Raw genomic sequence first — 24,582 nt, forward strand, 5'->3', positions numbered from 1 at the left:
CAGAAAATCCGTCACTGTTACACGGAATTTCTGCCCGCGGTGGCGAAATCACGGCGCGGTTACATTTTTATCGCACAGAATAGGTTATTGTTATCGTACTGATCTTAAACATGAATATGACCACTGTATCAGGGTGAATTATGGATGCTCAACCTACCGAAATTACGGGAGTACAAACCCTACTGCGCGGTCTTGCTGTTATTGATGCCGTCGCGTCAGGATGTCGGGATTTACGCAGCGTCGGCGAGTTTACCGGAACCAGTAAAAGCACGACCCATCGGCTGCTCAGCGCGCTGGTACAACAGCGTTTTCTTCGCTTCACTCACCACGATGGCTATGCGCTCGGCCCACGCTTAATTGAGCTCGGCACCCGTTCACTGGAAAATACGCCGCTTTATCCTCTGGCGCGCCCCTTCCTGCAACAGCTGGCGGATTTTACCCGCGACACGGTTCATCTGGGGCAACGGGAAGGCGCGGAAGTCCTGTATATCGATAAAATTCCTGGCCAACAGGGACTGGAAATGCGCTCGCGTATTGGGCATCGCATGCCGCTGGTGCTGACCGGCATTGGCAAAGCGCTGTTACTCGACGCGGATGAATCCGAATGGCGTCAGCTTTTTTTAGCCCATGGCGAATTATGTCATCTCCCGGACTTCCTCGGCCGAATGCGCGGCTACGCCGACGCAGGCTTCGCGTTCGATCTTGAAGAAAATGAGCCGACGATTCGCTGCGTGGCGGCTCCGGTTTACGATGCCGGAAACCATGTGGTCGCGGCCATCTCCGTCGCCAGCACGGTCATCTATATGCCGGACGCACGCATGCAAGAACTCGTCCCTCACGTCAAAGAGTGCGCTAAAAAAATATCGCAGGAACTGGGCTGGCGCGCCCCTTCTTTTACCCCGTAATCCCACCGCTTAATGTCAACATCCTTGAGTGTTAACGGGCGACATATCGATTGCAGCTATGTCGTCTGTTGCTGTCCCGCGAGTAGAGTGCTCCACTGCCGGGTTCTCCAACATGCAGGTTCGAAAACACACTCTTTTTCGTGCAAGAGAAGAATCGTTGCCAGCCGCGAATGTCCTTTTAGCCTCCTGACGCTGACTTCTGGCTTCAGCCAGAGAAACATCGGGGTAAACGCCAATAGCGGACAGGAATAATGAATAATACCGATCGGCACGATCGACAGAATCGATTATGAACAAGCAAATGCTTTATCGTCGGACGTGGAAAACTAATCGAAAAAGAAGAACCAGACACAGCGGCAACGTGGAAAACGGTGTGTGTAGCAGCCTGCAAGGCCTGGCGGTCAATCTATTTTTGACGCAAAGAAACTAAGGTGAACTATAAGAGCAGGTTATCATTCAGATAAGCAGAATAGATTTTTTGTTTATAATTTATTATGTTAGCTTAAATTAAGACGCGGGATCGCACTCATCCTGGCTGCGATTCTGGTCTTATCTGATAGCACCACGCGTGCGGGAGGAAAAAATGAGTCAACCTGTTTATCAGAATATCGCGCAGGAAACGAAAACCTCCCTGGATGAATGCTTTGCTCAGCGTGTGATTCCTCTGGAGCAGCAGTATCTCGCCGGGCTTCAGGCGCTGAGAACAACACTTTTCGGTCAGCAGGAAATGGCTGAGCTTTCACCCGCGCAGCGTGACGAGCTGACCGCCTGGGTTGACGAACTCGATCGTCGCATCATCACCTATCAAACATTGTGCACCAAATATCTGAACGCCCTTAACTCTGAGCAGCAGCGTGAATTAATGACCTTTATGCTCTTCGGCGATACCCGGACAGCACGGGCACAGAAGAATATCCAGGAACATATACAGCTGCGCAGCGAAGCCGTGAACAGAATCAACGAGCGGCTGGCCGATCTGCACTCTCCTGAAGCGCTCGAACGTCAGCTTCAACAGCGGCTGGAAAAAGAAATCCACATCCGCCGTTTTCTTGACGAATCCACCCACTATCGCCCTGTGCGTAAAACAGGCTGAACGGTTGCTCAGCTTTTATTGCCGGATGTCGGCGTAAACACCTTATCAGGCCTACAGATGTGGAACCCGCAGGTCTGATAGCGCTGCGCCATCAGGCATTTTATCTCTGTCGTCAGCCCTCTTCGCTTTCTGATTCCCCGGCAGTAAAAACTGGTTCAATGCGCTTGATACCCGCGCTGTTAATAATGATGCGTGCCCGCTCCAGAAAACTCTCTTTGCCATCCGTCACCCGATGAATAAGGTTGATGTGATAGACCTTTTCCCCGTACAGCACCTGCTCATCATCCAGAGTCGGTAATTCATTCAGCAACTCATCGGTGTATTTCAAAAAAGGGGTGATATCCAGGCGCGTAATATCCATCACAGAACGATTCACGGCGGAAAACATCTGGTCCCCGCCGCGCAGATGAACGTGTTTGGAGTAGTGCAAAATGTCTTCGCTCAGATAATAGTTTTGAATATCCAGAATGTGCACCTTACGGCGCATCGTCCTGACGTCATCGGGTAGCTGACGCTCCCCCACAAAGACGAAAGATTCGTTGCACTTACCGACCGGAGAGCGCAGGTTCTTATAAATTATCTGCTGTCGGTCAGGTAGCCAACGGCGAAATGTCGAAAACAATCGCGCCCGAAATCCCTCTTTCATTCTGTCTTTAAAGATATAGCCAATCACCATTGCGAGAAATAGTTGAAAGCTCAGCGCTCCATATTTCCCCTGCCAAATAAACGCCACCGCCGTCGCGAAAATCATCGCAATTGCCGCGGCGATTCCGGCAATGGTATGCGCCAGAAAGGTCTCGCCTTTTTTACGCCGGATATCCAGATACATTGGACTGCTGATATATTTTTTCAGGGTATTAACGTGATAAATCACCAGTTCGTTATCCGAATTAGGTGACGGGAAAGTCCCCGGATGATTGGCTTTGCGATACAGCATCTGCTCGCGCCAGAAAATACGCAGAGTATCGTATCCCGGTGAAGGCGAAAGATCATTGAGCAATTTACGACCATAGTGTGTCAGCATCAGTGAGAGGAATTCGTCACCATAGTCAATGATGCGTAACGCATTGACCTCAGCCACCTTTGACATTTTTATCCGCATCCGACGATAGTTATTGAGAATATCCTCTGCGGTGGCGGCGAAGCTCAGCAGCGCCTGCTCCTGTTTGTCTTCGCTCAACTTGCCGATATAACGTACCTCTACGTGAAGCGCCCGTTTGAAGGTCAGGCAAAACATTTTGAGTCGGTATTCAAAACCCTGAGCAGAGGTATCTTTGCTCTGTTCGGTAATTAACCGTTCAATTGTCCCCAGCGTCTTCGGCACGCTGACGGACAATTTACGCAGCGACAGGGTGGGAGGACGCAGGCGAATATAGTTCTTCAGGTTTTGCTGAAAGGCCTGCGGCGGAAATGTCCAACGATTGATCTGCAAACTGGAAGGAAAGAATAGCCAGGTTTCAATATGGTAGTTTTCGCTTCGTAGAGGTTTGGTGCCGACTTTCTGCGGGAAAAAAATCCGCTGCTTAATTTCGATACAGCGTTTTCCTGATGCTTTTATCGTATCGCCTGGCATCTTTGCCTCCTGCAAATCAGGCGGTAATTTGAATTACCGCCTTCACATCAATGCTACCAGAGGGCGCTATTGAACCCCATCAGCGGCATGACATATTGAGTCCATAAAATCAGTAACACCCAAATAATAGCCATCTGGATAATACCATATTTGAAAGACTCGCCGGTCGAGTAGTGATCGAGCAGGTAACTGATGTTTGCGGGTTTAGAGTTAAAGTAGAGCACGTAAACCTGGTTAATCAGGAATGCCATCGGCAGACAGAATCCCACCACGTCCCAGCCGAACTTTTTAGCGATACTGATAATGATCGGGAACATAATGATGGTACGTGCCGTTTTACTTTCGCTCACCAGCGTGGTGATGGCGAACACGCCGCTCAGTACGGCAAAGACCAACAGTTTGCCGCCACCTGAAGGGTCGATCTGCCATTTATCAAACAGGCTGTGAATATAGAGGCCGACGATATCCGTCTGATCGACCATTCCGCCAAGGACGTAAGCACCAAAGCTGAACATCAGCATATGCCAGGGAATGTCCGCGTCGTTCCACTTCATCACGCCCAGCGCCGGAAGTTTGCACACCGAAGGCATCAGAACAACGCAGGCACCCGCCACGGCGATAACTTCGGCACGCATACCGTGCACCCTGTCGGTCGCCCACAGCAACAAGACGATAATAAAGGTCAGCGCCGCGCGAACTTCACCCGAGCTAATCTTACCTAGCTGCGCCAATTCCCCTTTCAGGCGATCCATGCCGCCTTCAATTTTCGGCTTAGCATCTTCTTTCTTAATGGGGAAAATCCAGCGAGTTCCGGTGTACCAGGCAATGGCACACTGAATCAGCGCCAGTGGACACAGGGCAATGAACCAGTCGCCGTAATAGACTTTGAATCCCGCCTGCTCCATCATCGCGACCGCCAGCAGGTTAGCTGCGGAACCGGTAATAAAGGCGCTGGCCGACACGTTATTCGCCAGCAGGTTCAGCAGCACCATATTGCGCCCGACGTTATTGCGTTTTTCCCCGCCGGTCGCACCGTAGATGGCGGCGATAACCATAAACAGCGGTAACAAGAGCGCCGTTTTCGCTGAGGTCGCACTGATGAACGCCCCGAGAATCAGGTTGAGTAATATAAAGCACCAGAACAACAGCGAGATATTATTCCCCATGCGTACCAACAGCCAGAGCGACATACGCTTCGCCAACCCTGTAACCACCAGGGCACTGGCCATGATGAAGCTGGCAATGTTCAGGATCATTACTGGTTCACCCAGCATGGCAAACGCAGGACGCATCTTCATTGTGCCGGTCAGGATCACCGTGACGACCACGATAAGCGAGGTGAGATAGTTCGGAATCGCCTCCGTCAACCACAGCACCAGCGAGGCAAGAAAAATTCCCGTTGCGCTGTAACAGTTGGCCGGAGGAACTTTGGTTTGGGTATCGAACATTTCGATAGGCCCGACCCACTGTAAATGAAAGAACAGGAACAGCAGGATAGCCAGCGGCATACCGATGAATTTGATCCGCTCCATCCAGATACCGGCTTTAATCTCCTTGAATTTCTCCAGAGAATAATTGCTCATATCCAGCGGATCGAAAACTTTCTTAGCGCCTTTGTCTGACATGGCCATGTCTCCTTATGCGCCTCCATGGGCAGCAAGCTACCCATGGAGGCGTGAATTTCACATGCCAACAACCTGTCTGGCGGCTTTCAGATAATTCGTGTTAGGCAGTTCGTCGAGCCCCAGCGCCGCAACCGCTGCCTTAATTCCGGCATAATCTTCACTTTCGCAACAGGCGGTTTCGACCATCGCACCGTTAAACCATACCTGCGCGTATTCGCTGATGATGCCGTTAACGGAAAAACCGTAGCGCATTTTCTCTACCTTAACCGGTACTAAATCGCTACTGGCCCGCGCCATATTGGTAAATTCTTCCAGGGTATAGCTCTCTTTATCCAGCGCCATGTTGACCTGGAGGTGCTGCAAAATGGTGGCTAACTCCTCACGCTGCACCGGGAATTGAAACTTGCCGCGCGGCTGGAAGATCTCATAGCCTTCAGGGGTTTCGCCGGTTTTCGTTTTGATATCCAGCAGACCGTCGCGGACTTTAACGTTAACCGTATCGGTATGTAGCGACAGAAAGTAGGTCTCTTCCGGCATCTTACGAGCCTTAAATAATGTGGCTTTGGCATCCCACATTTTTTCTTTTACCCGTTCGATAATGCCGTGGCCGAATACGCGGAACTCCGCGCGAGGAATGATTTTTTCAGCATCGCTCGACGACGTGGCGGTATTCTTATCCATATGCGTAGCCATTGTGATTCTCCTGTTCCATTAAGAATGGTGAATGCCGCTATTTATCCCATTCGGTAAAAGGATGGGCGACCATATTGGAGTTGAAATAGCGTGGATCGCCGCTCACCTCTTCACCAATCCACTCGGGTTTATCGAACTGCTGCTCTTCACTTTTCAATTCCACTTCTGCGACGATCAGTCCGGCGTTAACCCCCATGAATTCGTCGATTTCCCACACCACATCACCCACCGGGATTTTGTAGCGTTTCTTTTCGATAATGGGGCGCTCTGCCAGCTCATCCAGCATGGCACAGCAATCGGCATACGGAATTTCGTATTCATATTCAGTTCGCGTTGCAGAAACGGTAACTCCCTTGATGGTCAGGAACGCCTTATCGTTTATCGTCCGGATACGAACGGTTCTCTCTTTTATACTGCTGAGATATCCCTGACGATAAACGGTTCCCTCTGCAAGTGCGCGCCACTGCTCTGAGCACACCAGGAATTTCCTTTCAATTTCTTTAGCCATCTTAAGCCTCTCATTGTCGGAACATCTGTCGATAGTTATTCACTATCTCTCTTAATTGACTCCATATTAGGCAGGCTTCTGACAGGATTAAAAATTGTAAATCAGTATCAGACCTATAAGCTCAGTTTATAGGTTGATACCGATCACATTTATTATTTTCTCATTAATTTTAGAGAGTTAAATTTGATAGGGGCGTAAGGAATGTGTTCGGCTTATAGGCTGTTTTTTCAGACATAAGCGTATGAGTCCTTGTTGTATCAAGGATAATGAACAATGCCACTTAGCGATGATTATGGAATATATTTTCCAGCAGCTCAGGAAAACTCCCCCACTCATTATCTGGAGTGTCATCATAAAGCAGTGAAATAAAGCCGAGGGCGGCGCGGGACAGTGAGTGCTCCCCCTGGTAAACAAGGTAGTAATCTACCGCGAGATTAAAACCTTTGACATGAAGTTCAACCAGCTCACCGCTGTTCAACTCATCGGATATCGCCAGATGAGGAATCACGGTTACGCCATAACCGCTGCCGATAAGCCGTTTAGTCGCCTCCAGATTAGAGAGCGTCACACGGTTTTGCGGAGCGGTGTTCGCTGAGTGACGTTTAAACCACGAATTTATTTTGGCTCTTATCCGTGTTCCTTTCTCACGCATAATGAAAGGTGATTGTAGTAATTCATCCGGACTCATATCCTGCCCGGCACATGTCGCCAGGGGGGAGTGCTTGCCCACCACTACTTTGTAGTTTTCCCGATGCAGAAATACCTGTTGTAACGGAGAGCGAATTACGGAACGTCCGGCAAAACCGATCTCAACCTCGCCGCTGGCGACCAGTTCTGCAATGTGGTGCGAGTTACCGGTCAGAATTTCCAGTTCAATTCCCGGAAAGCGTTCGTGGAAACGCTGAATAAAACGCGTGAGATAGTAAGTGCCCATCACGCCCGTCGCCCCGATGGTCAGACGGCCTACCTGTAGTTTACTGATGTCCTGAAACACGCTCTGTACTTCATCAAAAAGATGAAAAATACGCTGTGTGTATTCAAACAGGACTTCGCCTTCTTTGGTTAAACTAATTTGCCGACGGGAACGATCGAATAATGACACCTTCAGATAGCTTTCCAGTGCCTGGATCTGCATGCTGATGGCGGGCTGAGATAAAAAGAGTGCCTGTGCGGCCTTAGTAAAACTGCCGCTGATAACAACCTGGTTGAACGTCTTAAAATGGTCAATATCCATATTTAGGTACCAGCGGTTAGAGGTGCGTTTAACGATTCTGAATATGAATATACCGAATTAACACAGAAAAAGCAGGGGAGCATCCGTTCGTTTTACTGGATGACGTATTCCGGAAACCGCATGAGAAAAGGTGATAATGCCTCGCTGTCTCTAAAAGCCGAAGCGCATCCACGCAAACAGGGCGTTACCATTGTTATACGTACCTGTTCCGGGGTTATAGGGGAGGCTTTTGGCATTTTACACTGTCGTTCATCCCGCTGCTGCAACGGTGTAGTTCTGGCCAAGGACCAGTTGAGCGGATTCGCGTTTAAACTCTGCGCTGAAATTTCTTTTTTTCATTGGGACACCTGTATTGTTCTGAGATGAGCATATCACCTCTGCTCAGGTGGCCAAATTCAATAAACCACTACAGTAGAAATAAAAGGGATTTTGCGAATTTAACTAAAGGTGGTTAAGTAATAAGTGAATTAGCTCAGTTATATTACCAGGTGATAATAACCATTATTTGCAAGTAAAGAGTTAAAGTCGAAATTGCAATTTTCTGCAGGTAGACCAATGACGCTTTCTTTTGGCATCCGAAATTTTTATATTTCCGATCCAGAGGGGAATCTGCTTGAAATAGGAAGCACGAACGAGAAGTTAGGGGGCGCATGACGGAGCAGTTGCAGGCATGCTGATCTCAGCTATACAGAGGTGTCATATATGGCGATAGCCAAAACGTCTGCAGTCCCCAACGAGTTTAGTGTTGGTCCGGATAACCGTGTATCAACAGTCGGGTGTTATGCCTCAAGTAATAACCCCCCTGTTAGCCTCCAAGCGGCGTAAATAACTCAATCAAGTTTTCCTCCGGATCGTACAGATGAACCACTCTCACACCCCATTCTGGCATATCCATTGGCTCGTTAATGAATTTAATCCCTTTTAACGAATAGGCCTCAAAGCTTTCATCTACATTATCAACCTCGAAACAAACCATTGATTTTTCGCGATATATTATCGATTTTTCTCTGTCAGCATTTCCAATAATTGGGGCCATCAGATCAGAAGTAAAGATAGCAAGGCCTTCTATACCTTCGGCGACTTTGAAGCTGGCATAGCAATCTTCAATATCCCAGACAGCTTCCAAACCAAGCTTCTGGGTGTAGAAATTGAAACATTTGCGGTAATCTTTGACTAACAGTCTTACATTGTTGAATTTCATATATTTTCCCTTATATATTACATAAACCACAAAATGCAAGTTTGAGCATCTGAGCGTGACTATTAATTTGGCTTATCAGAGATAAGCTCTGTCAAAATTCAGATATATCATCCTGGTGCTCATTTGTATTCCTGAAAGTGCGATTATTCCAGTTCTGTTCCTGTATATTCTCTCATTGAGCTTATAGTTTGCGTTGACGACATCAGATTATAGCTTTTCTTAGCAAGTTAAAAGGTGTGTATCTGACTAATAGCACAACCCTGTTTGCATTTTCCCGCTGTGACCGTCCTGCAAGTAACCTGAAAGGCGTCGGGCATTAGCATTTAACGCCTTAAGTATTATTTTAAAGTTTTTTCCGACGAACAAGTCGCTTGAAGAGGAGAACGCCCGCCTCAAGAAGCTGCATGCCGAAGCCATGCTGGATAAGGAGGCACTCAATGCCGTAATGCTAAACCTAAAGTTGGCCTGTACCACGAAGTAAAACCTTACAGGCAAAAAATAATCCTCAGATGTCCCTGCCGTTTTATGAATTTCATTCATAGCGGCTATTTAATGTGCGTAATTATCTTTCCTCCCGACTTCGTTAGTCTTGGTCACATGCGGACACACTCATTATGTCCTGATATGACCAGCCTGAGTGGCTGGCCAAAGGTATCGTCTGATAGGGGTTAAATACTCTTATCGAAGAAGACGTCCAGCTTTTGCAAAGCCTTGTCGACGTACTCAGGAATCCAATACGTCTCGATATGGGTAGCGCCATCGATCAGGAAGAGTTCTTTGTCTTTTGTACCGGTGGCTTTCGCAAACGCATCTTCCGTCATATAGAGCGTGTCGGCTTTTATACCAGCAATCATCAGCAGCGGTTTATTGATGAGATTGATATGGTCCGTAACGTCAAAACTCATCAAATCTAACAGGCTGCTTGTCGTGTATTTAAACGTAGAGTTCGGGTGCGCGTGAGTTTTCCAGTAGTACTCATAGCCCTGTCGATATAAGGCAAAAGGTAACTTAGCGATCTGTTCATCAGTCAGATTGGCATCACCGGAGTACAGGACTTCGCCTCCGGAAGCTTCCTGAGCACGTGCGTCAGAAGCCTGCTGAAGACGCTGCTGAATAGTATCCAGCTGTGAGTCCTGAAAACCGTTACGGCGCACCAGGCCTGAATTAAACATGCTGATGGTTGCAATCGATTTAAACCGTTGATCCGTTTCGGCCGCAACAAGTGAATAACCGCCGCCTCCGCAAATACCCAGCAGACCGAGGCGGGAAGTATCCACTCCCGGATACTGGCTGATGTAGTCAGCCATGCCGTGGATATCCTCGATGCGATTAGCGGGTTTATCCACGCTGCGAGGCATCCCACCGCTCGCGCCCTGATAAGCCGCGTCGGCAGTAATCGTGATGTAGCCCTGCTCGGCGAGACGCTGGGCATACAAACCTGCGACCTGCTCTTTTACGCCGCCATTCGGATGTGCAACCACCACGGCAGGGTATTTTTTGGCGGGATCATAGTTAGCAGGGATATAGACATTCGCAGCTATCTGTATGCCATGCAGATCGTACTTCACCGGATGAATGTTGACCTTGCCTTTGACGTTCTCAGTGATGGCACCGTCATAGGCCAGGGTAAATGGATTTTTTTTGTAATCAGCCGCATTGACTGAGGTGGCCCCGGTTATTGCCGTGAGCAGTATTGCAGTTAACAGATTGAATTTCATGGTCTCTCCCGATGAGTTTCAGGCTTGCGGATTTAAATGTGCAGACTCAGGTTAGAGAGAGAGGCCTGTCAGCATCGTGACAGGTAAATAACATTTTTGTCAGCAAGCAGGCTGAGATGGCTTCATGTTTCTGACAATGCTGTCAGGTAAGCGTCAGCTTTATGTTGGCAATCAAGAGGCAGAATAAGCCCGATTGAACAGTTAAGAGGAAATCCCGTTATGCGCCTGTTGCTAGTCGAAGATGAAGAAAAAACGTCAACCTATCTCAACCGTGCGTTGAGTGAATCCGGATTTACGGTAGATGTCTCTGCAGATGGCGCTGAAGGTCTTCATTACGCACTGGAGCTTGACTACGACGCGATAATCCTTGATGTGATGCTGCCGGGGATGGATGGCTACCGGGTACTCGAGGGGCTGCGAGCCGTCAAACAAACGCCGGTACTGATGCTCTCGGCCCGCGGTTCGGTCGACGAGCGCGTTAAAGGGCTTCGACTTGGCGCTGATGATTATCTCCCTAAGCCCTTTTCGCTGATTGAACTGGTGGCGCGCATTCAGGCACTGGTGCGTCGCCGCGCTACGGATGGCGCAGACATCACCCAACTGCAAATTCACGATCTGCATCTCGACCTGCTGGCCCGCCGCGTATTTCGCGCCGGAACGCGACTGGAGTTGACCGCAAAAGAGTTTTCCCTGTTAAGTCTTCTGGCCCGGCATCAGGGGGAGATCCTGTCAAAAATGATGATTGCTGAGCAGATATGGGACATGAATTTTGACAGCGATGCCAATGTGGTTGAAGTCGCCATTAAACGTCTGCGAGCCAAAGTGGATACCCCGTTCGACGTCAAACTGTTACATACCGTTCGTGGCATGGGGTATGTCCTCGAAGTCCGGTCGGAATAAATGAAGAGGCTCAGCATGCCTAAACGTTCCATCTCCGTTCACCTGGCGCTGATGTTTGCCTTATCCGCGCTGCTGATTGTGTCCATTATCGGTATCTTGCTCAGAAGCTCCTTACATGACTCTTTGCAAAAGCAGATGCACAACGAACTGTTGTTCCGGGAATCATTAATGAGTCCGTGGATCGCCGCACGAACCTCGGCTGACGGCTGGTCGACGTTGGCTAATAAATTTACTCTGCTAACCAATTCTGAAGGTGAGCGCGTTCGCTACTGGATAGTGAGCGATAACCCGCGCTTTAGCATGGGGGGAATACCACCGGTGGGCGTTCAGTGGTCTTCTTTGCAGGAGGGATTTAATAAAGTGCCCGGCGCATCGGAAGGTGCATGCTCACTGTTCCTGTTAGTGAAAACCATCCCCGCCAACGGTGAAAGGCCTGAGCTGCGCTATGTGGTTGCCATCGACTCTACGCCGTATATGGGCACACTTGATGCGTTCACACGGACGCTGCTGATTATTGCCGCGCTGGGCGTACTGATTGTCGCCTTACTGGGATACGTTGTTTCACGGATTGGCCTGCGTCCGGTGGGCATGCTCAGTCAGCAGGCACAACACCTTGCACCAGGTGACCATGGCCAGCGCCTGAATACCTGCGCGTTGCCCGAAGAACTGCAGCAACTGGCATCATCATTTAACGGTGTGTTAGAGCGTCAGGAAATCGCCTGGCGACAGCTCGAGAGCTTTAATGCCGATGTTGCGCATGAACTTCGTACCCCGCTGACTAACCTGATCGGTCAGACGCAACTCGGGCTATCACGCCGACGTTCACAAGATGAACTGGAAGAGTTATTGGGTTCCAATCTGGAAGAGCTTGAACGCATGACGTCGATAGTTAACGACATGCTGTTCCTGTCTCATGCGCACGCAGGTGAACATGCTTCCCAGCTTACGCAGGTGTCCCTGCGAGAAGAAACCCTGAAAACAGCGGAATATGTTGAACCCTCTTTTGCTGAAAAACAGCTTTCGCTGGAGGTTGAGGGCGACGTCACGGCGCATATCGACAGGCGGCTATTTCACCGTTCACTGGCTAATTTGCTGGAAAATAGCGCCAGGCATTCCCCCTCCAATAGCACGGTTACGGTACGCTTAAGCGAAAAAGGCAATCAAGCTTGTGTAGACGTTTCTAACCCTGGCGATCCGATAGCGCCAGAGCACTTACAGCGGCTTTTCGAACGGTTCTATCGTGTTGACACCTCCCGATCCAGGAGTGATACCCATCATGGGCTGGGCCTGTCGATCGTCCGCGCCGTCGCCATTATGCACCGGGGAGATGTCTTTGCCCGTAGCGAGAACGGTATCAATACCTTTGGCCTGACGTTTGCTAAACAGCCTGACGCTATCCGAACCGGGAGACTGATTTCAGAGACAAAATCGGGATCTCCGCGCGCAAAGACTTCTGACAAAATTGTCAGAGAGTCGTCAGTCTGATGTCAGGCTATCTGCGCCAGAATCACTGCTGATACTCACCACGGCTGATTGAAGGAATGAAACAGTGAGAATGAAAAAGGTATTTAGCGGGTTTCTGGCGATGATGGTCATGGGGCTTCTGGGGCAGCCCGCGTTCGCATCAGAGGATTCATCCGCACACGCCCGCACGCTGATTATCTACTTTTCACAACCAGAGGAGATGAAACCTGGTGCCGTGGATGGTTTTTCCGGGGCCAGCGTATTACAAAAAAATACGCCAGAGACCGGCAGCACGCAGTTTATTGCGCAACTGATTCAGAAGCAGACTCACGGCGACCTGTTTCGCATTGAAACCGCCACTCCCTACCCTCGCCAGCATGATGCACTTTTGCGCGTTGCCGAAAAGGAACAGCAAACGAAAGCCAGACCCTCGCTAAAAACGCCGCTCCCTGACCTGAGCGATTACGACACCATTTACGTCGGCTACCCCATCTGGTGGTATACCATGCCAATGGTGATATACAGCCTCTTTGAGCAAAATGACTTTGCAGGCAAAACGGTCGTTCCCTTTACCACCCATGGTGGCAGCAGGTTAGCCGACTCCCTGCGAGAAATTGCTCGCATGCAGCCACAGGCCAAATTAGTCACTCGTGCGCTCGCGATCTCGCGCAACGATATTTCAGCTCCTGACGTACCCGCGCAGGTTGAGCAATGGGTAAAACAAGTCCAGCCACAGCGTTAATCCCTCGACATGAAGAAAATTTATATTTTCCAGGTCATGCAGGATGCTCTGATGACGTTACTTCTGTTGGTATTGATGGGATTTCACCTTCACGGTGAAATCGTGCATGAATGGGCGGGTATTATTTTTACGCTGCTCATCATGCTGCATTTATATCTTAACCGGCATCGCTTGTGGTCACTGTCACCCAATATTCCGTTACCCATGCTGGTAGTTAACAGAATCATTAATGCAGTGACATTCGTTGTCATTCTGACCGCGATTGTCTCGGGCATGATGCTGTCCCGACATATCCTTCTGGACCAGGCGTTCCACAACCCGGCGAGCTGGGTCAGGAAAGTACACATGACGTCGGTCCACTGGGGAATGCTCATTCTGGCGCTGCATATCGGGTTGCACTGGAAAATGCTGGCGACTTTTTTCTGCCGGGTCCTGAACATCTCCAGCAATTCATTCTTTGCAAATGTCATGATGCCAGGAGTTTTTTCGCTAATCGCACTACTGGGATTGTACGAATTACTGAACCAGGACTATCTCGATTATTTGTTGATAAAGGTCGATTTCTCCTTTTTCGATTACGATGAATCTGCCCTACTTTTTTATCTACGCTACCTGGCCATTATTGTTTTATTTTCATTAATGACACGGTTTTCGCTTTGGTGCCTTATTTTTAGAAAAGACAAAGCAGCGTCACCATAATAAGGGTTAACTGACAGAATTGTCAGGCTGGCGTCAGTCTGACGACATCTCCCCCTGATTAGAATCATTGCAGACCCTCTCCATCATTGTAGATAAGGACGCTTTGCATGATCAGACATTTACGTTACCTCGGGCTGTTACTGCCCCTCTTTACGTTTTCATCCTGGGCGGCGGAGCAAAATCCCGCTGTCCATATCGCCACCGCCGGAAGCCAGAATGCGGTGTACGGGCCAGCAGAGAACTTTACCGGTCGCGTCCGGGTTGATCCTCTCTTCAAACCAGATAACGAAATTAGCGTTTCCGGGGCTTATGTCACCTTTGAGCCAGGTGCTCGTTCCGCCTGGCATACGCATCCGGCAGGGCAGCGGCTGATTGTGACCTCGGGAATTGGGCTTACCCAACAAGAAGGCCAACCGGTGCAGGTCATCCGCGCTGGCGACGTTGTCTCTTGCCCGGCGGGCGTCAAACACTGGCACGGGGCGGCACCCGGCAGCGCAATGACGCACCTGGCGATAACCGGGATTGTGGATGGCAAAAGCGTTAACTGGATGGAGAAAGTGACAGATGAACAATACCACGCCCATTAAGGCATTAACGGCAGCGGTACTGCTGACCTTTGGTTTGGGTCTCACGGCACATGCTGCGCCCGTCAATAAAGGAGCCTCAGAAATGAACCACGAACAAACGGTTTCAGATACGCTGTCAGCTCGCCAGCAAGCCATCCCGTTGATTGCGGCATCAATGGCCAGCAGTCAGATGGATAAGCTGAATGCCGCACTGAATCAGGGGCTTGATGCAGGACTCACGATAAACGAGACCAAAGAGATTCTCGTCCAGCTCTATGCCTATACGGGATTTCCCCGTAGCCTGAACGCGCTGAATGAACTGATGAAAGTCGTCGAAGCACGTAAACAACGTGGCGTTGAAGACGTTGAAGGTAAAGAGCCGGTCGCCGCCATCCCTGTCGGAGATGAGCTTCGCCGTGTCGGTACCGCAAACCAGACTAAAATCTCCGGCGCCCCCGTCCAGGGACCTCTGTTTGATTTTGCCCCGGTCATTAATCAATTCCTACAAACGCATCTGTTCGGCGACATTTTCGCCCGCGATAACCTCGACTGGCAAAGCCGCGAGCTGGCAACGGTTGGCGCATTAGCCGCCACGCCGGGCGTTGAAGCTCAGCTGTTATCGCATACGCGAGCCAGCATGCGAGTCGGCCTGACGGCAGCGCAACTGCGCCAACTGGCACAGGTTCTGCGTGAACATGGCGAAGAAGATGCGGCTACGCGGGCGGAACAGGCGCTGCAACGGGCGTTAGCAAACAGTTAGGCGTTGGTTTGAGACGATACGGTGCTAATCCTCCGCATTCATGAGTCTGCCAAATAAGGGCAATCAAAGGTGCTAAATAATTCACGCTGACAACTCAGATATGATTGAACGGCAAACATAACAGAGGATGTAATCTTGAAAACTGTCTTAAAAACGCTGGCCATCTGCGCGATGGCGGGTGGCATGGTGGCTCAGTCGGTATACGCCGAGCCGCTGGTCATTCAGGAACAGGGAAGCTTTTCTGCTGGTGGCACTATCATCACCGCACCAGGGAAATTTGACGCGAAAACGCCGCTGGACTCTGCGGGTCAAACCTGGCATGGCGATCATGCGTCTGTGTTCTACCAAATTCCGGAAAATCCGCATAAATACCCTATCGTCATGCTGCACGGCGCAGGTCAGTTCTCCCGCACCTGGGAAACCACCCCGGATGGTCGCGAAGGATTCCAGAACATATTCCTGCGTCGTGGATTCTCAACTTATCTTGTCGATCAGCCCCGCCGGGGCAGCGCCGGGCGCACGACGGTAGAAGGTACGGTTACGCCTAAACCGGATGAACAGATGTGGTTTAACCAGTTCCGCGTTGGCGTGTGGCCAGAGTATTTTAAGGGCGTTCAGTTTTCTCACGACAAAGAAGCCCTGAATCAGTATTTCCGTCAGATGACCCCAAATACCGGGCCGTTTGATATCAATGTTATCTCCGATGCGATGTCCGCCGTCGTGGATAAATCCGGCCCGGCTATCCTTTTCACCCACTCCCAGGGTGGCGGACCAGGCTGGTACACGGCGATGAAAAATGACAAGGTCAAAGCCATTGTCGCCTTCGAGCCTGGTAGCAGCTTTGTCTTCCCGGAGAAAGAGCTCCCTGCCCCAATGCCAAGCGCGTTCGACACGCTGAAGGGTGAACCGGTGCCGATGGAGCAGTTTATGGCACTGACTAAAATTCCGATTCTGATTATTTACGGCGATAACATCCCGGATAAACCTGTCGCCATGCCCGCGCAGGACAGCTGGCGCGTACGTCTGGCAATGGCTCGCGAGTGGCGTGACGTGGTGAACAAGCATGGCGGGGATGTCACTGTGACGCATCTGCCTGAGGAAGGAATCAAAGGGAATACCCACTTCCCGTTCTCGGATCTGAATAACGTGCAGATTGCTGATATGGTGAGTAAATTCCTTGAGGAAAAAGATCTACAATAGGAAGAGCTAGTATTGAGCCTTCATTATTGAGGGCTCAATACAATCATCAGTTATATCAAAAAAAAATAAAATGGGGGAGCGAAAGTCTGCTATAAGGGAGAGGCGGAATTTTGCTTCCCGCTAATTTCACATTATATTAAGGATAGCATCCCAGTTGGTGTTCTTTCACCATATACCCGAGCATAAATACCGGTATTTACTTCTAAAAAAGGGGCATGTCGTAAAGCCGTTAACGAAAGTGATGAATTATAGATAGAAAACCTTAAAGTTTTATTAAATTTGGAAAATTTAAATAATCAGTCATCTTAAGGTTAACATAATAATATCTCCCCATTATTGATAGGACATCTGTGAGAGGTCTTATCATGCGAATAATCTCGCCCTACACATTAAAATGGCTACATGGCGGAAGCGAACATAATGATATTTCTGCATTAATACGCGAAAACTATCATCAGGTTTACCATGCTTCACTTTCCCGCTGTATGCCCTGGCTTCTTGGTATGTATGACGCCAACGGTGAACTTAAAGCCGCATGCGGCGTCCAGGTGGCATCTCATGGAACGTTATACCTGGAACAATACCTTGATACTCCAATTGAAACGACATTATCGTCGCGGCTGGAACTGCCTGTTCCGCGTGAAGCAATTGTCGAAATCGGCAATTTCGGCGCGCGTGATGGTGCCAGCGCGCGGATTATGTATGCCGCCCTCTGTCTGTTGCTTAATCAATATCACTACGGATGGATCGTGTTTACTGGTACGAAGAAAATCCGCAACACCTTCTACCGTCTGAATCTACATCCCATTCAGTTGATGTCTGCTGATCCTGGCAGACTGGGCGATGCGGCCCTGGAATGGGGTGAGTACTACCAACATGATCCACAAATAATGGCAGGAGAACTGACTGGCGGATACACAGCGCTGAGTCAGAACACCATGCTGTTAGCCCTGTTTACGCCATTACCAGATGCCCCATGGACTGATCTTTCAGGAGGACGCCATGTTTCTTAACGCGCTTGAGCAGCAGGCTCGTCTACATCCCGATAGCGTAGCCCTGCAAGGAGAAACCCGGTTCTGGAGCTGGCGGCAATATCATGAAACCGTGATTGACACCGCAACACGATTACAGTCACTCGGAGTTAAATGTCTGGCGCTGGAAGCCGACAACAGCCCGGAGTGGGCGATCATCGATCTCGCCTGTCTGGCTTGTGGGATCATTATTATCCCTGTCCCCGCCTTCTTCACCGACGCACAAAAAGAGTGGGTACGCGCATCGGCATCGGTTGATGCGCAAATCGGCGGCGAGTTGATGGTCGGCTGGCTGAGGCATGATTTCCCATTCGGCAGACTGCAAACTCGCCAGATTACTGCTCCAACGCCCCTGCCTGCCGGGACGGCCAAAATAACGTATACCTCTGGCACTACAGGTGAACCTAAAGGCGTCTGTCTGAGCCAGGAAGGGATGTTCTGGACTGCACAAACGCTGGCCAGGGCCCTGCAGAATATCAATTCGCAAAAGCATCTGGTCACACTACCGCTCAGCATTCTGCTGGAGAATTTGTGCGGAATCTATATCCCTATGTTGCTGGGCGCACAGACAGTGGTACTGCCCTCTGCACAGATTGGATTCGCAGGTTCCAGCCAGTTTAATCCCTCTCAGTTTTTCCACGTGTTGATGAAATGGCATCCACAAAGTCTGGTGTTGGTGCCAGAACTGTTACGGGCGCTGCTCCACCTGCACCAGCAGATCCCGGAAAGCACGCAATCCTTGCGCTTTATCGCCGTCGGCGGTGGAAAAATTTCAACCCAGTTGTTGGCATTGGCGGGACAAAGCGGTCTACCGGTATTTGAAGGGTACGGCCTTTCGGAATGTGGTTCCGTTGTGGCACTGAATCTGCCTGATGCGGCAAAAGCGGGCAGCGTCGGCAAACCGTTACCGGGTATCAAGGTATCGGTTGATGCCAGTCAGCAACTGTATGTAAACAGCCCGGCCAATGCGCTGGGCTATCTGGGGACTGAACCACCCTCGCAGAATGTTGCGACTGGCGATCTCGGCAAAGTGGATGAAGAAGGATTTATATATCTTCATGGGCGTCTAAAAAATATTCAGATAAATGCTTTTGGTCGCAATTTCTCGCCAGAATGGCCGGAAGCTGAAGCAATGGCATGTTCGGCGGTCCGACGTATTGTGATCTTCGGCGAGGGATTGCGACGCAATGTTGCCCTGGTTGATGTCTTTGAAGGTCAACAGGAACTGGCCCGTGAGCAACTTCAGGCCCTCTCCGCTCGCTTGCCTGACTATGCCCGGTTCCATCGACTGCTTTTTACTTCAGTCCTGTCATCTCCCGATATGTTTACCGCCAATGGGCGTCCCCGGCGGAGCGCCATCTGGCACTCCCTGAAACAAGATATTCTCACCTGCAGTGAGGAGGAATAATCATGAGTTTTTATCAGGAACTGCAAAAACAAACCGCTGAGGACCGTCAGCGGTTACTGGCATCGCCAATCATCGCCCGCTGCCAGCAAGGCGATATTTCCCGCGCAATGTATATCCACTTTCTGACGCAGGCATATTACCACGTCAGCCATACCGTACCGCTGCTGATGTGCGCCGGCAGTCGTCTTGGTGCTTCACATGAAGCAGTGCGAGGAGCCATTGCCGAATATATTGATGAAGAGTACGGACATCAGGAATGGATCCTCAATGATATTCGCACCTGTGGTGGCGACGCGGAAAAAGTCAGAAATGGAACGCCTGGGCTGCCAATCGAAATGATGATCGCTTACCTCTACTATCGTATTGAACGAATCAATCCAATGAGCCTCTTTGGCATGGTCCAGGTACTGGAAGGTACCAGCGTGTCGATAGCATCAGCCGTTGCCGCACAAGTTGAGCATACGCTGGCGCTACCTGAGCAGGCTACCACTTATCTGCGTTCACATGGCGAGCTTGATCAGGGACATTTGCGATTTTTTGCATCTCTGATGGATACCATTACCGATAAGGACGATCAGACTGCCATTATCCACACCGCCCGTCGTGTTTATAACTTGTATGGGCAGATGCTTGAGCAACTGGGAAATGACGCAAATGAACCTGCATGACAAGACGGTTTTACTCACCGGCGCAAGCGGAGGTATCGGTCAATCGCTGGCACTGTCGCTGGCGAAAAAAGGGGCACGGCTTTGCCTTGTCGGGCGCAACGAACAGGCAATGAAGCTTCTGCAACAGACACTTCCCTATGCGGAGCGGCACAGCATCGCGCTAATGCGTAATTATTCTGATGATGAAATCAACGCGCTGGCCGCACGATTTAGCCAGGATGGTGGGCTGGATATCCTGATAAACAATGCGGGAAGTAGTCGCTTTGCGTTGTTTGAACAGCAATCTTTTGACGATATTCGTGAGCAGATCCGCGCCAACATTGAGATCCCGGCCTTACTCACCCGTGCTTTAATGCAAAAGATGAATACACCAGGGATCGTGCTCAATATAGGGTCTATCTTTGGGGAAATTGGTCATCCAGCCTGGAGCGTTTACAGTGCGACCAAAGCAGCGACACACCGTTTTTCTGAAGCATTAGGGCGTGAATTACAGGGTAGCGGCATCACGGTACTGTATGCCGCTCCGCGTTCAACAGAAACCTTGCTGAACAACGAACATGTGTATGCCCTGAATCAGAAACTCGGCAACAGTAGCGATTCCCCCGACTTTGTTGCCGCGCGACTCACCCGTCTACTTGAAACTGAACAGAAACGCTACCGCTTTGGCGTGATGGAACGCCTGTTTGTCAAAATCAATGCCTGGTTTCCCACCGTCATCGATGGGGCATTAGGAAAGAAATTACCTGTGATTCAGTTATTTGCCAGAAAACCGCTCAAGGGAGAACATAAATGAGAATTCTACATGTACTCATTATTGCGACAGTGATACCTGTCTCTGCAATGGCGAATACGACGCTGGAAGATTTACAGCATGAGTGGTCCATTTGCCAATATCAGACGTTAGCCGCGAAAAAAGAGAGTTGTTTCAGTGCGCTCAGCCAAAAGACCCACAATGCTATTCAAGCTAACAATACCGATGCACCGTTGTTAATCTGGTCAGGTATTATTGACAGCAGTTGGGCTGGCGCCAAAGGCGGTCTTGGCGCGCTGAGCCTTGTTAAACAGGCGCGCAGTAATCTGGAAAAAGCCATTGAGATTGATCCAGGCGCATTGCAGGGGTCAGCCTGGACTAGCCTCGGTGCGCTGTATTATCAGGTACCAGGCTGGCCGATTGGTTTTGGTGATAAAGAAAAAGCCGAAGAAATGTTAAAGAAAGCGCTGGCGATCAATCCTGACGGTATTGACCCTAACTATTTTTATGGTGACTTTCTATTGCAGGAGAAAAAAAACCAGGACGCGAAGCGCTATCTGGATAAAGCACTGAAAGCTCCGGCGCGCCCAGGACGAGAGATTGCTGATAATGGACGCCGTCGTGATATTGCGAAGGATCTGGCCAGTATTAAGTAAAAAACCAGTACCCGCAGAATATACTGTGCCGCCCACTGTTCCCTGTGAACGGTACAGATATTCCCTTTTTCCTTTGACGAGAATAGCCATCACTGTGGTGATGCCTTCGTCTTTTTCAGGCTTGTCATCCACACCCAGCTCACCTATTGTAGGCGTCATTTCAGCACCGTCTGGCAGACTCTCAATTTTCTGACAGCATAGCGGACACCAAATAAGATGGGCGCTATCCATGAAATTGTTAACTACAGTGCGTAAAAAAGCCCTAATTATCTCGTTGAGTTCAAAATCAAAATGGTTGAACGCTCAGATCGACCAGAGATCTCCGTGGCGAAACTCGCTCGTGAGCATGGAATCAACGATAATCGGCTGTTCAAGTAGCCAAATGAACTGTGCCACTACAGAACCACACCTGACGAAGCGATACAAGCTTCGAACGCAGTCTTAGCAATTGTATCGTGAACATGATTCTGATCGCGCTTAGGCAAATCATCGAGGTTATTCATGATTGTTTTCCAGTTTATGTAAATGAAGACCTAAGTCATTTCCTTACGGATTGTAAGTTATATTACACGAGCATATCTACCATTAGCCCTGTGTTGCGTCCATCGGTTGAACTCACAGCGAAAAGCGGACGTTCTGAATTTATTCTTACATCGAACCTTCTTGAGCTATGGGAAGTCGGTCAGTTGTACACATTAACAATGTTCGTATGAATTTCATGAGCAAGAAACAGGAACATAGCCTTATAACGTCGACTTCTGTTTCCAGAATGGGATATACCGACACAGCGCCATTTTTGGCGCTGGAAAGTTCAGGATATTTCAACTTCTTTTCTCGACACTAACTACTTGTTTAAATATTTATCAACATCTTGCCGAACGGGGATAGCGTCAATAGCACCAAATTTCATGCAAGTTAATGCGCCACAGATATTGGCCCAACGCACCGCATGCAGGAACTGTGGACCATCGTCTAATCTGCTGCCGGACCGGGCAATTTGCGCTAACAAGGCACCGATAAACGCATCCCCCGCCCCGGTCGAATCAACAGCATCCACTGGCACAGAGGGGATAAGTTGTTGCATGCCAGCTCGATGACTGACCCACGTTCCTCGACGACCACAGGTGACAGTGACATAGCTGACACCAGCCTCATGCAGTATCTGACACCCCTCTGTATCCGTTTTCGCACCGGTAATGAAGTGCAGTTCCTCTTCACTGACTTTCACGATATCCGCCTGCTGAAACCAGGGTGTGCAGCGGACGATAAATTCTTGGGGATTTTGCCCCCACAACCCTCCTCGATAGTTGGGATCAAATGAGACCAATAAACCACGCCGTTTGGCTTCATGCAGAAGGCGCTGATAAGTAGCATAGAGTTCGCCGTCCAGCAGGCCAGTGGCGGCACCAAAATGAACGATGCCGACATCGTCAAGAAAATCTGAGGGGATATCCTGCCAGCCAAGCTCACCATCCGCACCACGGCAAAAGGTAAAATCGCGCTCGCCATCGTTCTGCAATCCGACAAATGCTAACGTTGTGGTTGTAGAACTGCGCGACACACCACTGCAATCGATGCCTTCCGATTTCAGCGTGTGAAGCAGGAAATCACCAAAGGGATCGTAGCCGACTTTTGCCGCCAGCCTGGCTTGCCCACCGCTACGGTTGATTGCTACGGCAACGTTTGCCGGGGCTCCCCCAGCTTTTTTGAGGAAGGAGGCCCCGAACTCCAGCCCCAGACCAATGTCGGTACAGACAAAATCAATTAACAGTTCGCCAATGCAGGCGATGTTGTGACCACGCATTAACGGTGTTCCTCCACCGTCACTCCGGGAGCGGGTGTCGCTCTGAAAGCATTCAGGGTTTTATCTATCATTACCTGGCCGTCAGTGCCTGAGTCCAACACGATATTTTGCTGCGAGGCCGCTTCTATCTGGACGGTAGTTACCGTCAGCGTTTCCAGGCCCTGTGTAGACAACAACGCACTGACCTGGGTAGAGAAACATGCATTGGCGTTAGCTACTGTCTGTACGTCGGAGGTTTCGGTCGTAGCAACAATATGGTTATTAGAAACCGTATTGCCTTTGCCAGAGACAACCCGAATAATAACCGGGGTTGCGCCAGTTGGCATAATATATTGCTTATCTATAGTTTCAGAAATATGGTTGGCAATGATCGAGTTATTATCGCCACTGATATACAGCAGTCCATATAAATCATCTAACCCGTTATCGTAAACTTGCATCGGTCCCCATGGTTCACGTTCGCGGAATAAATGGTTGGACGAAACCAGGTTTTCAGTGCAACCATTTTCCATGATCAGCATGCCTGGATAAAATGAATGAAAGCGATTACTACTAATGGATGAGCGAACCACATTGGATAAATGAACGCTACTTTTACCACGCGGGAAGATATTGTTAGCGGTAATTAACAAGCCACCGAAGTTTTCCGCATAAACAGAATAGCCTCTGTAGCCAGCACCTATCAAATTATCGGTTATTTTCGAGGCCTGGCCAGACTCGCGTAACTCGATGCAGTTCCCGCATTCAGCGATGAAGTTGTTATGGATAGCCAAGGCATCAGCATTATAAATCGTCACTCCGTGCTCAAGATAGACCATCCCCATGCCGTTGATGCGGAAGGAGTCTTGCGCGCTGGCAATGTAAATGCCCGTCTTGCCATTGAGATAGCTATTCTCCGGATCATTGCTTCCAGTACCGTCATCAACAAAGTGCAAGCCGTCAATACAGAAGTCTGCAAACTCGACCGAGCTTATACGTGGGTCGCCACTGCGTGCGATATAGAATGCGGCCCCGGCAGATTCCGCTGCGCCATCTTCCGGTAACCTATCCACCAGGATACGGCTGCCACCCGGCCATATTTCGTGCCAGTTTGGCCAATCACTTTCGGGGGTATTAAAGCGAATACTGGAGGACGTAAAACCATGCCCGGAACCCATTATTTTTAGATAACTAATATCGATCACGATTTGGGTGAGAAGATGATAATCGCCTGGTGGAATATATATCACCGCACCGGGTTTACCGCCTTCATTCATATCGGCATTTGTTTGTCGGCTCTTAATATCAGCGATGATGCTATTAATAACTTCACCAATATCATCATACGGATTACCGGTTTTCCATTCAGTGACATCGTAATAATTATTACTCGACATATGTTAA

24 protein-coding genes and 2 pseudogenes are annotated in these 24,582 nt (G+C 49.6%); 15 read left to right on the forward strand and 11 right to left on the reverse strand.

The window, feature by feature from the left end; genetic code table 11:
- The first annotated feature begins 140 nt into the window (after window positions 1-140).
- Window positions 141-905 (forward strand): IclR family transcriptional regulator, encoded by a 765-nt coding sequence (locus OGW44_RS13775; protein WP_016153312.1) that lies wholly within the window; start codon window positions 141-143, stop codon window positions 903-905.
- A 135-nt stretch (window positions 906-1,040) separates the two neighbouring features.
- On the opposite strand, the pseudogene OGW44_RS13780 reads toward OGW44_RS13775, so the two are convergent.
- Window positions 1,041-1,151 (reverse strand): annotated as a pseudogene (locus tag OGW44_RS13780) (Arm DNA-binding domain-containing protein); the annotation flags it as partial.
- 337 nt (window positions 1,152-1,488) lie between these two features.
- On the opposite strand from OGW44_RS13780, the gene OGW44_RS13785 reads away from it, so the two are divergent.
- The gene (locus OGW44_RS13785) at window positions 1,489-1,998 is read left to right on the forward strand and encodes a hypothetical protein (RefSeq protein WP_181630511.1); all 510 of its coding nucleotides are present in this window, start codon (window positions 1,489-1,491) and stop codon (window positions 1,996-1,998) included.
- 112 nt (window positions 1,999-2,110) lie between these two features.
- On the opposite strand, the gene OGW44_RS13790 is transcribed toward OGW44_RS13785, so the two are convergent.
- The 8 genes and pseudogenes from OGW44_RS13790 to OGW44_RS13825 form a co-directional block, all read right to left on the reverse strand.
- On the reverse strand, window positions 2,111-3,571 hold the full coding sequence (locus OGW44_RS13790) for a hypothetical protein (protein ID WP_016153314.1): 1,461 nt from the start codon (window positions 3,569-3,571) through the stop codon (window positions 2,111-2,113).
- 53 nt (window positions 3,572-3,624) lie between these two features.
- Window positions 3,625-5,196 carry an SLC13 family permease gene (locus OGW44_RS13795; RefSeq protein ID WP_185654668.1) on the reverse strand — a complete coding sequence of 524 codons (1,572 nt, stop codon included), beginning with the start codon at window positions 5,194-5,196 and terminating at the stop codon, window positions 3,625-3,627.
- Between the two features lie 57 nt (window positions 5,197-5,253).
- Window positions 5,254-5,889: a hypothetical protein gene (locus tag OGW44_RS13800; RefSeq protein WP_047389878.1), complete on the reverse strand. Its 636-nt coding sequence runs from the start codon at window positions 5,887-5,889 to the stop codon at window positions 5,254-5,256.
- A gap of 37 nt (window positions 5,890-5,926) precedes the next feature.
- Entirely contained in the window at window positions 5,927-6,397 is a 471-nt protein-coding gene (locus OGW44_RS13805) for a CYTH domain-containing protein (protein ID WP_137380187.1), read from the reverse strand.
- Between the two features lie 280 nt (window positions 6,398-6,677).
- Window positions 6,678-7,631, reverse strand: a complete 954-nt coding sequence (locus tag OGW44_RS13810; RefSeq protein ID WP_153646299.1) for a LysR family transcriptional regulator — start codon at window positions 7,629-7,631, stop codon at window positions 6,678-6,680.
- 194 nt (window positions 7,632-7,825) lie between these two features.
- Window positions 7,826-7,970: pseudogene (locus tag OGW44_RS13815) on the reverse strand (IS3 family transposase); the annotation flags it as partial.
- A 466-nt stretch (window positions 7,971-8,436) separates the two neighbouring features.
- Window positions 8,437-8,832 carry a VOC family protein gene (locus tag OGW44_RS13820; RefSeq protein ID WP_046275293.1) on the reverse strand — a complete coding sequence of 132 codons (396 nt, stop codon included), beginning with the start codon at window positions 8,830-8,832 and terminating at the stop codon, window positions 8,437-8,439.
- Window positions 8,833-9,500: 668 nt separating this feature from the next.
- Window positions 9,501-10,550, reverse strand: a complete 1,050-nt coding sequence (locus OGW44_RS13825) for an alpha/beta hydrolase (RefSeq protein WP_185654669.1) — start codon at window positions 10,548-10,550, stop codon at window positions 9,501-9,503.
- A gap of 219 nt (window positions 10,551-10,769) precedes the next feature.
- Between OGW44_RS13825 and OGW44_RS13830 the strand changes: the two genes are divergently transcribed.
- The 13 genes from OGW44_RS13830 to OGW44_RS25655 all read left to right on the forward strand — a co-directional run bounded on the left by OGW44_RS13830 (window position 10,770) and on the right by OGW44_RS25655 (window position 21,773).
- Complete coding sequence (locus OGW44_RS13830; RefSeq protein WP_053389600.1) at window positions 10,770-11,450, forward strand: heavy metal response regulator transcription factor; 681 nt, start codon at window positions 10,770-10,772, stop codon at window positions 11,448-11,450.
- Window positions 11,451-11,465: 15 nt separating this feature from the next.
- Window positions 11,466-12,935, forward strand: a complete 1,470-nt coding sequence (locus OGW44_RS13835; protein WP_185654670.1) for a heavy metal sensor histidine kinase — start codon at window positions 11,466-11,468, stop codon at window positions 12,933-12,935.
- A gap of 70 nt (window positions 12,936-13,005) precedes the next feature.
- Window positions 13,006-13,656: a flavodoxin gene (locus tag OGW44_RS13840; RefSeq protein WP_032931593.1), complete on the forward strand. Its 651-nt coding sequence runs from the start codon at window positions 13,006-13,008 to the stop codon at window positions 13,654-13,656.
- Window positions 13,657-13,707: 51 nt separating this feature from the next.
- Entirely contained in the window at window positions 13,708-14,355 is a 648-nt protein-coding gene (locus tag OGW44_RS13845) for a DUF4405 domain-containing protein (RefSeq protein ID WP_053389609.1), read from the forward strand.
- A 107-nt stretch (window positions 14,356-14,462) separates the two neighbouring features.
- The gene (locus tag OGW44_RS13850; RefSeq protein ID WP_103928292.1) at window positions 14,463-14,942 is read left to right on the forward strand and encodes a (R)-mandelonitrile lyase; all 480 of its coding nucleotides are present in this window, start codon (window positions 14,463-14,465) and stop codon (window positions 14,940-14,942) included.
- On the forward strand, window positions 14,920-15,681 hold the full coding sequence (locus OGW44_RS13855) for a carboxymuconolactone decarboxylase family protein (protein WP_137352333.1): 762 nt from the start codon (window positions 14,920-14,922) through the stop codon (window positions 15,679-15,681). The genes OGW44_RS13850 and OGW44_RS13855 overlap by 23 nt, the downstream gene beginning before the upstream one ends.
- Window positions 15,682-15,816: 135 nt before the next feature.
- Window positions 15,817-16,881, forward strand: a complete 1,065-nt coding sequence (locus tag OGW44_RS13860; protein ID WP_047389853.1) for an alpha/beta hydrolase — start codon at window positions 15,817-15,819, stop codon at window positions 16,879-16,881.
- A gap of 365 nt (window positions 16,882-17,246) precedes the next feature.
- Window positions 17,247-17,894 carry a thermostable hemolysin gene (locus OGW44_RS13865; RefSeq protein ID WP_065554730.1) on the forward strand — a complete coding sequence of 216 codons (648 nt, stop codon included), beginning with the start codon at window positions 17,247-17,249 and terminating at the stop codon, window positions 17,892-17,894.
- A complete protein-coding gene (locus OGW44_RS13870) occupies window positions 17,884-19,320 on the forward strand; it encodes an AMP-binding protein (RefSeq protein ID WP_047416679.1) in 1,437 nt (478 codons plus the stop codon). The genes OGW44_RS13865 and OGW44_RS13870 overlap by 11 nt, the downstream gene beginning before the upstream one ends.
- A gap of 2 nt (window positions 19,321-19,322) precedes the next feature.
- Window positions 19,323-19,988 (forward strand): iron-containing redox enzyme family protein, encoded by a 666-nt coding sequence (locus OGW44_RS13875; protein WP_047416676.1) that lies wholly within the window; start codon window positions 19,323-19,325, stop codon window positions 19,986-19,988.
- Entirely contained in the window at window positions 19,966-20,781 is an 816-nt protein-coding gene (locus OGW44_RS13880; protein ID WP_230852504.1) for an SDR family oxidoreductase, read from the forward strand. Before OGW44_RS13875 ends, OGW44_RS13880 begins: the two co-directional genes overlap by 23 nt.
- Window positions 20,778-21,395, forward strand: coding sequence for a tetratricopeptide repeat protein (locus OGW44_RS13885; protein WP_109017614.1), 618 nt, complete (start codon window positions 20,778-20,780; stop codon window positions 21,393-21,395). Before OGW44_RS13880 ends, OGW44_RS13885 begins: the two co-directional genes overlap by 4 nt.
- A gap of 285 nt (window positions 21,396-21,680) precedes the next feature.
- Window positions 21,681-21,773, forward strand: coding sequence for a hypothetical protein (locus OGW44_RS25655; protein WP_353057862.1), 93 nt, complete (start codon window positions 21,681-21,683; stop codon window positions 21,771-21,773).
- Window positions 21,774-22,239: 466 nt separating this feature from the next.
- On the opposite strand, the gene OGW44_RS13890 is transcribed toward OGW44_RS25655, so the two are convergent.
- Both OGW44_RS13890 and OGW44_RS13895 read right to left on the reverse strand, forming a co-directional pair.
- Entirely contained in the window at window positions 22,240-23,199 is a 960-nt protein-coding gene (locus OGW44_RS13890; protein WP_047416675.1) for a carbohydrate kinase family protein, read from the reverse strand.
- Window positions 23,199-24,575: a NosD domain-containing protein gene (locus tag OGW44_RS13895; RefSeq protein WP_137380194.1), complete on the reverse strand. Its 1,377-nt coding sequence runs from the start codon at window positions 24,573-24,575 to the stop codon at window positions 23,199-23,201. Before OGW44_RS13895 ends, OGW44_RS13890 begins: the two co-directional genes overlap by 1 nt.
- Window positions 24,576-24,582: the final 7 nt, after the last annotated feature.

The sequence above is a fragment of the Citrobacter sp. Cb023 genome (genome assembly GCF_030336805.1).
Classification (GTDB): domain Bacteria; phylum Pseudomonadota; class Gammaproteobacteria; order Enterobacterales; family Enterobacteriaceae; genus Citrobacter; species Citrobacter braakii.

What these genes read in the sequence shown, in the direction of transcription:
- OGW44_RS13870 (WP_047416679.1), top strand. Translation starts at nt 17,884, where the DNA reads ATGTTTCTTAACGCGCTTGAGCAGCAGGCTCGTCTACATCCCGATAGC.
- OGW44_RS13805 (WP_137380187.1), bottom strand. Translation starts at nt 6,397, where the DNA reads ATGGCTAAAGAAATTGAAAGGAAATTCCTGGTGTGCTCAGAGCAGTGG.
- OGW44_RS13850 (WP_103928292.1), top strand. Translation starts at nt 14,463, where the DNA reads ATGATCAGACATTTACGTTACCTCGGGCTGTTACTGCCCCTCTTTACG.
- OGW44_RS13895 (WP_137380194.1), bottom strand. Translation starts at nt 24,575, where the DNA reads ATGTCGAGTAATAATTATTACGATGTCACTGAATGGAAAACCGGTAAT.
- OGW44_RS13865 (WP_065554730.1), top strand. Translation starts at nt 17,247, where the DNA reads ATGCGAATAATCTCGCCCTACACATTAAAATGGCTACATGGCGGAAGC.
- OGW44_RS13840 (WP_032931593.1), top strand. Translation starts at nt 13,006, where the DNA reads ATGAAAAAGGTATTTAGCGGGTTTCTGGCGATGATGGTCATGGGGCTT.
- OGW44_RS13875 (WP_047416676.1), top strand. Translation starts at nt 19,323, where the DNA reads ATGAGTTTTTATCAGGAACTGCAAAAACAAACCGCTGAGGACCGTCAG.
- OGW44_RS13795 (WP_185654668.1), bottom strand. Translation starts at nt 5,196, where the DNA reads ATGTCAGACAAAGGCGCTAAGAAAGTTTTCGATCCGCTGGATATGAGC.
- OGW44_RS13885 (WP_109017614.1), top strand. Translation starts at nt 20,778, where the DNA reads ATGAGAATTCTACATGTACTCATTATTGCGACAGTGATACCTGTCTCT.
- OGW44_RS13800 (WP_047389878.1), bottom strand. Translation starts at nt 5,889, where the DNA reads ATGGCTACGCATATGGATAAGAATACCGCCACGTCGTCGAGCGATGCT.
- OGW44_RS13845 (WP_053389609.1), top strand. Translation starts at nt 13,708, where the DNA reads ATGACGTTACTTCTGTTGGTATTGATGGGATTTCACCTTCACGGTGAA.
- OGW44_RS13775 (WP_016153312.1), top strand. Translation starts at nt 141, where the DNA reads ATGGATGCTCAACCTACCGAAATTACGGGAGTACAAACCCTACTGCGC.
- OGW44_RS13785 (WP_181630511.1), top strand. Translation starts at nt 1,489, where the DNA reads ATGAGTCAACCTGTTTATCAGAATATCGCGCAGGAAACGAAAACCTCC.
- OGW44_RS13880 (WP_230852504.1), top strand. Translation starts at nt 19,966, where the DNA reads ATGACGCAAATGAACCTGCATGACAAGACGGTTTTACTCACCGGCGCA.
- OGW44_RS13835 (WP_185654670.1), top strand. Translation starts at nt 11,466, where the DNA reads ATGCCTAAACGTTCCATCTCCGTTCACCTGGCGCTGATGTTTGCCTTA.
- OGW44_RS13890 (WP_047416675.1), bottom strand. Translation starts at nt 23,199, where the DNA reads ATGCGTGGTCACAACATCGCCTGCATTGGCGAACTGTTAATTGATTTT.
- OGW44_RS13830 (WP_053389600.1), top strand. Translation starts at nt 10,770, where the DNA reads ATGCGCCTGTTGCTAGTCGAAGATGAAGAAAAAACGTCAACCTATCTC.
- OGW44_RS13820 (WP_046275293.1), bottom strand. Translation starts at nt 8,832, where the DNA reads ATGAAATTCAACAATGTAAGACTGTTAGTCAAAGATTACCGCAAATGT.
- OGW44_RS13810 (WP_153646299.1), bottom strand. Translation starts at nt 7,631, where the DNA reads ATGGATATTGACCATTTTAAGACGTTCAACCAGGTTGTTATCAGCGGC.
- OGW44_RS13825 (WP_185654669.1), bottom strand. Translation starts at nt 10,550, where the DNA reads ATGAAATTCAATCTGTTAACTGCAATACTGCTCACGGCAATAACCGGG.
- OGW44_RS13790 (WP_016153314.1), bottom strand. Translation starts at nt 3,571, where the DNA reads ATGCCAGGCGATACGATAAAAGCATCAGGAAAACGCTGTATCGAAATT.
- OGW44_RS13855 (WP_137352333.1), top strand. Translation starts at nt 14,920, where the DNA reads ATGAACAATACCACGCCCATTAAGGCATTAACGGCAGCGGTACTGCTG.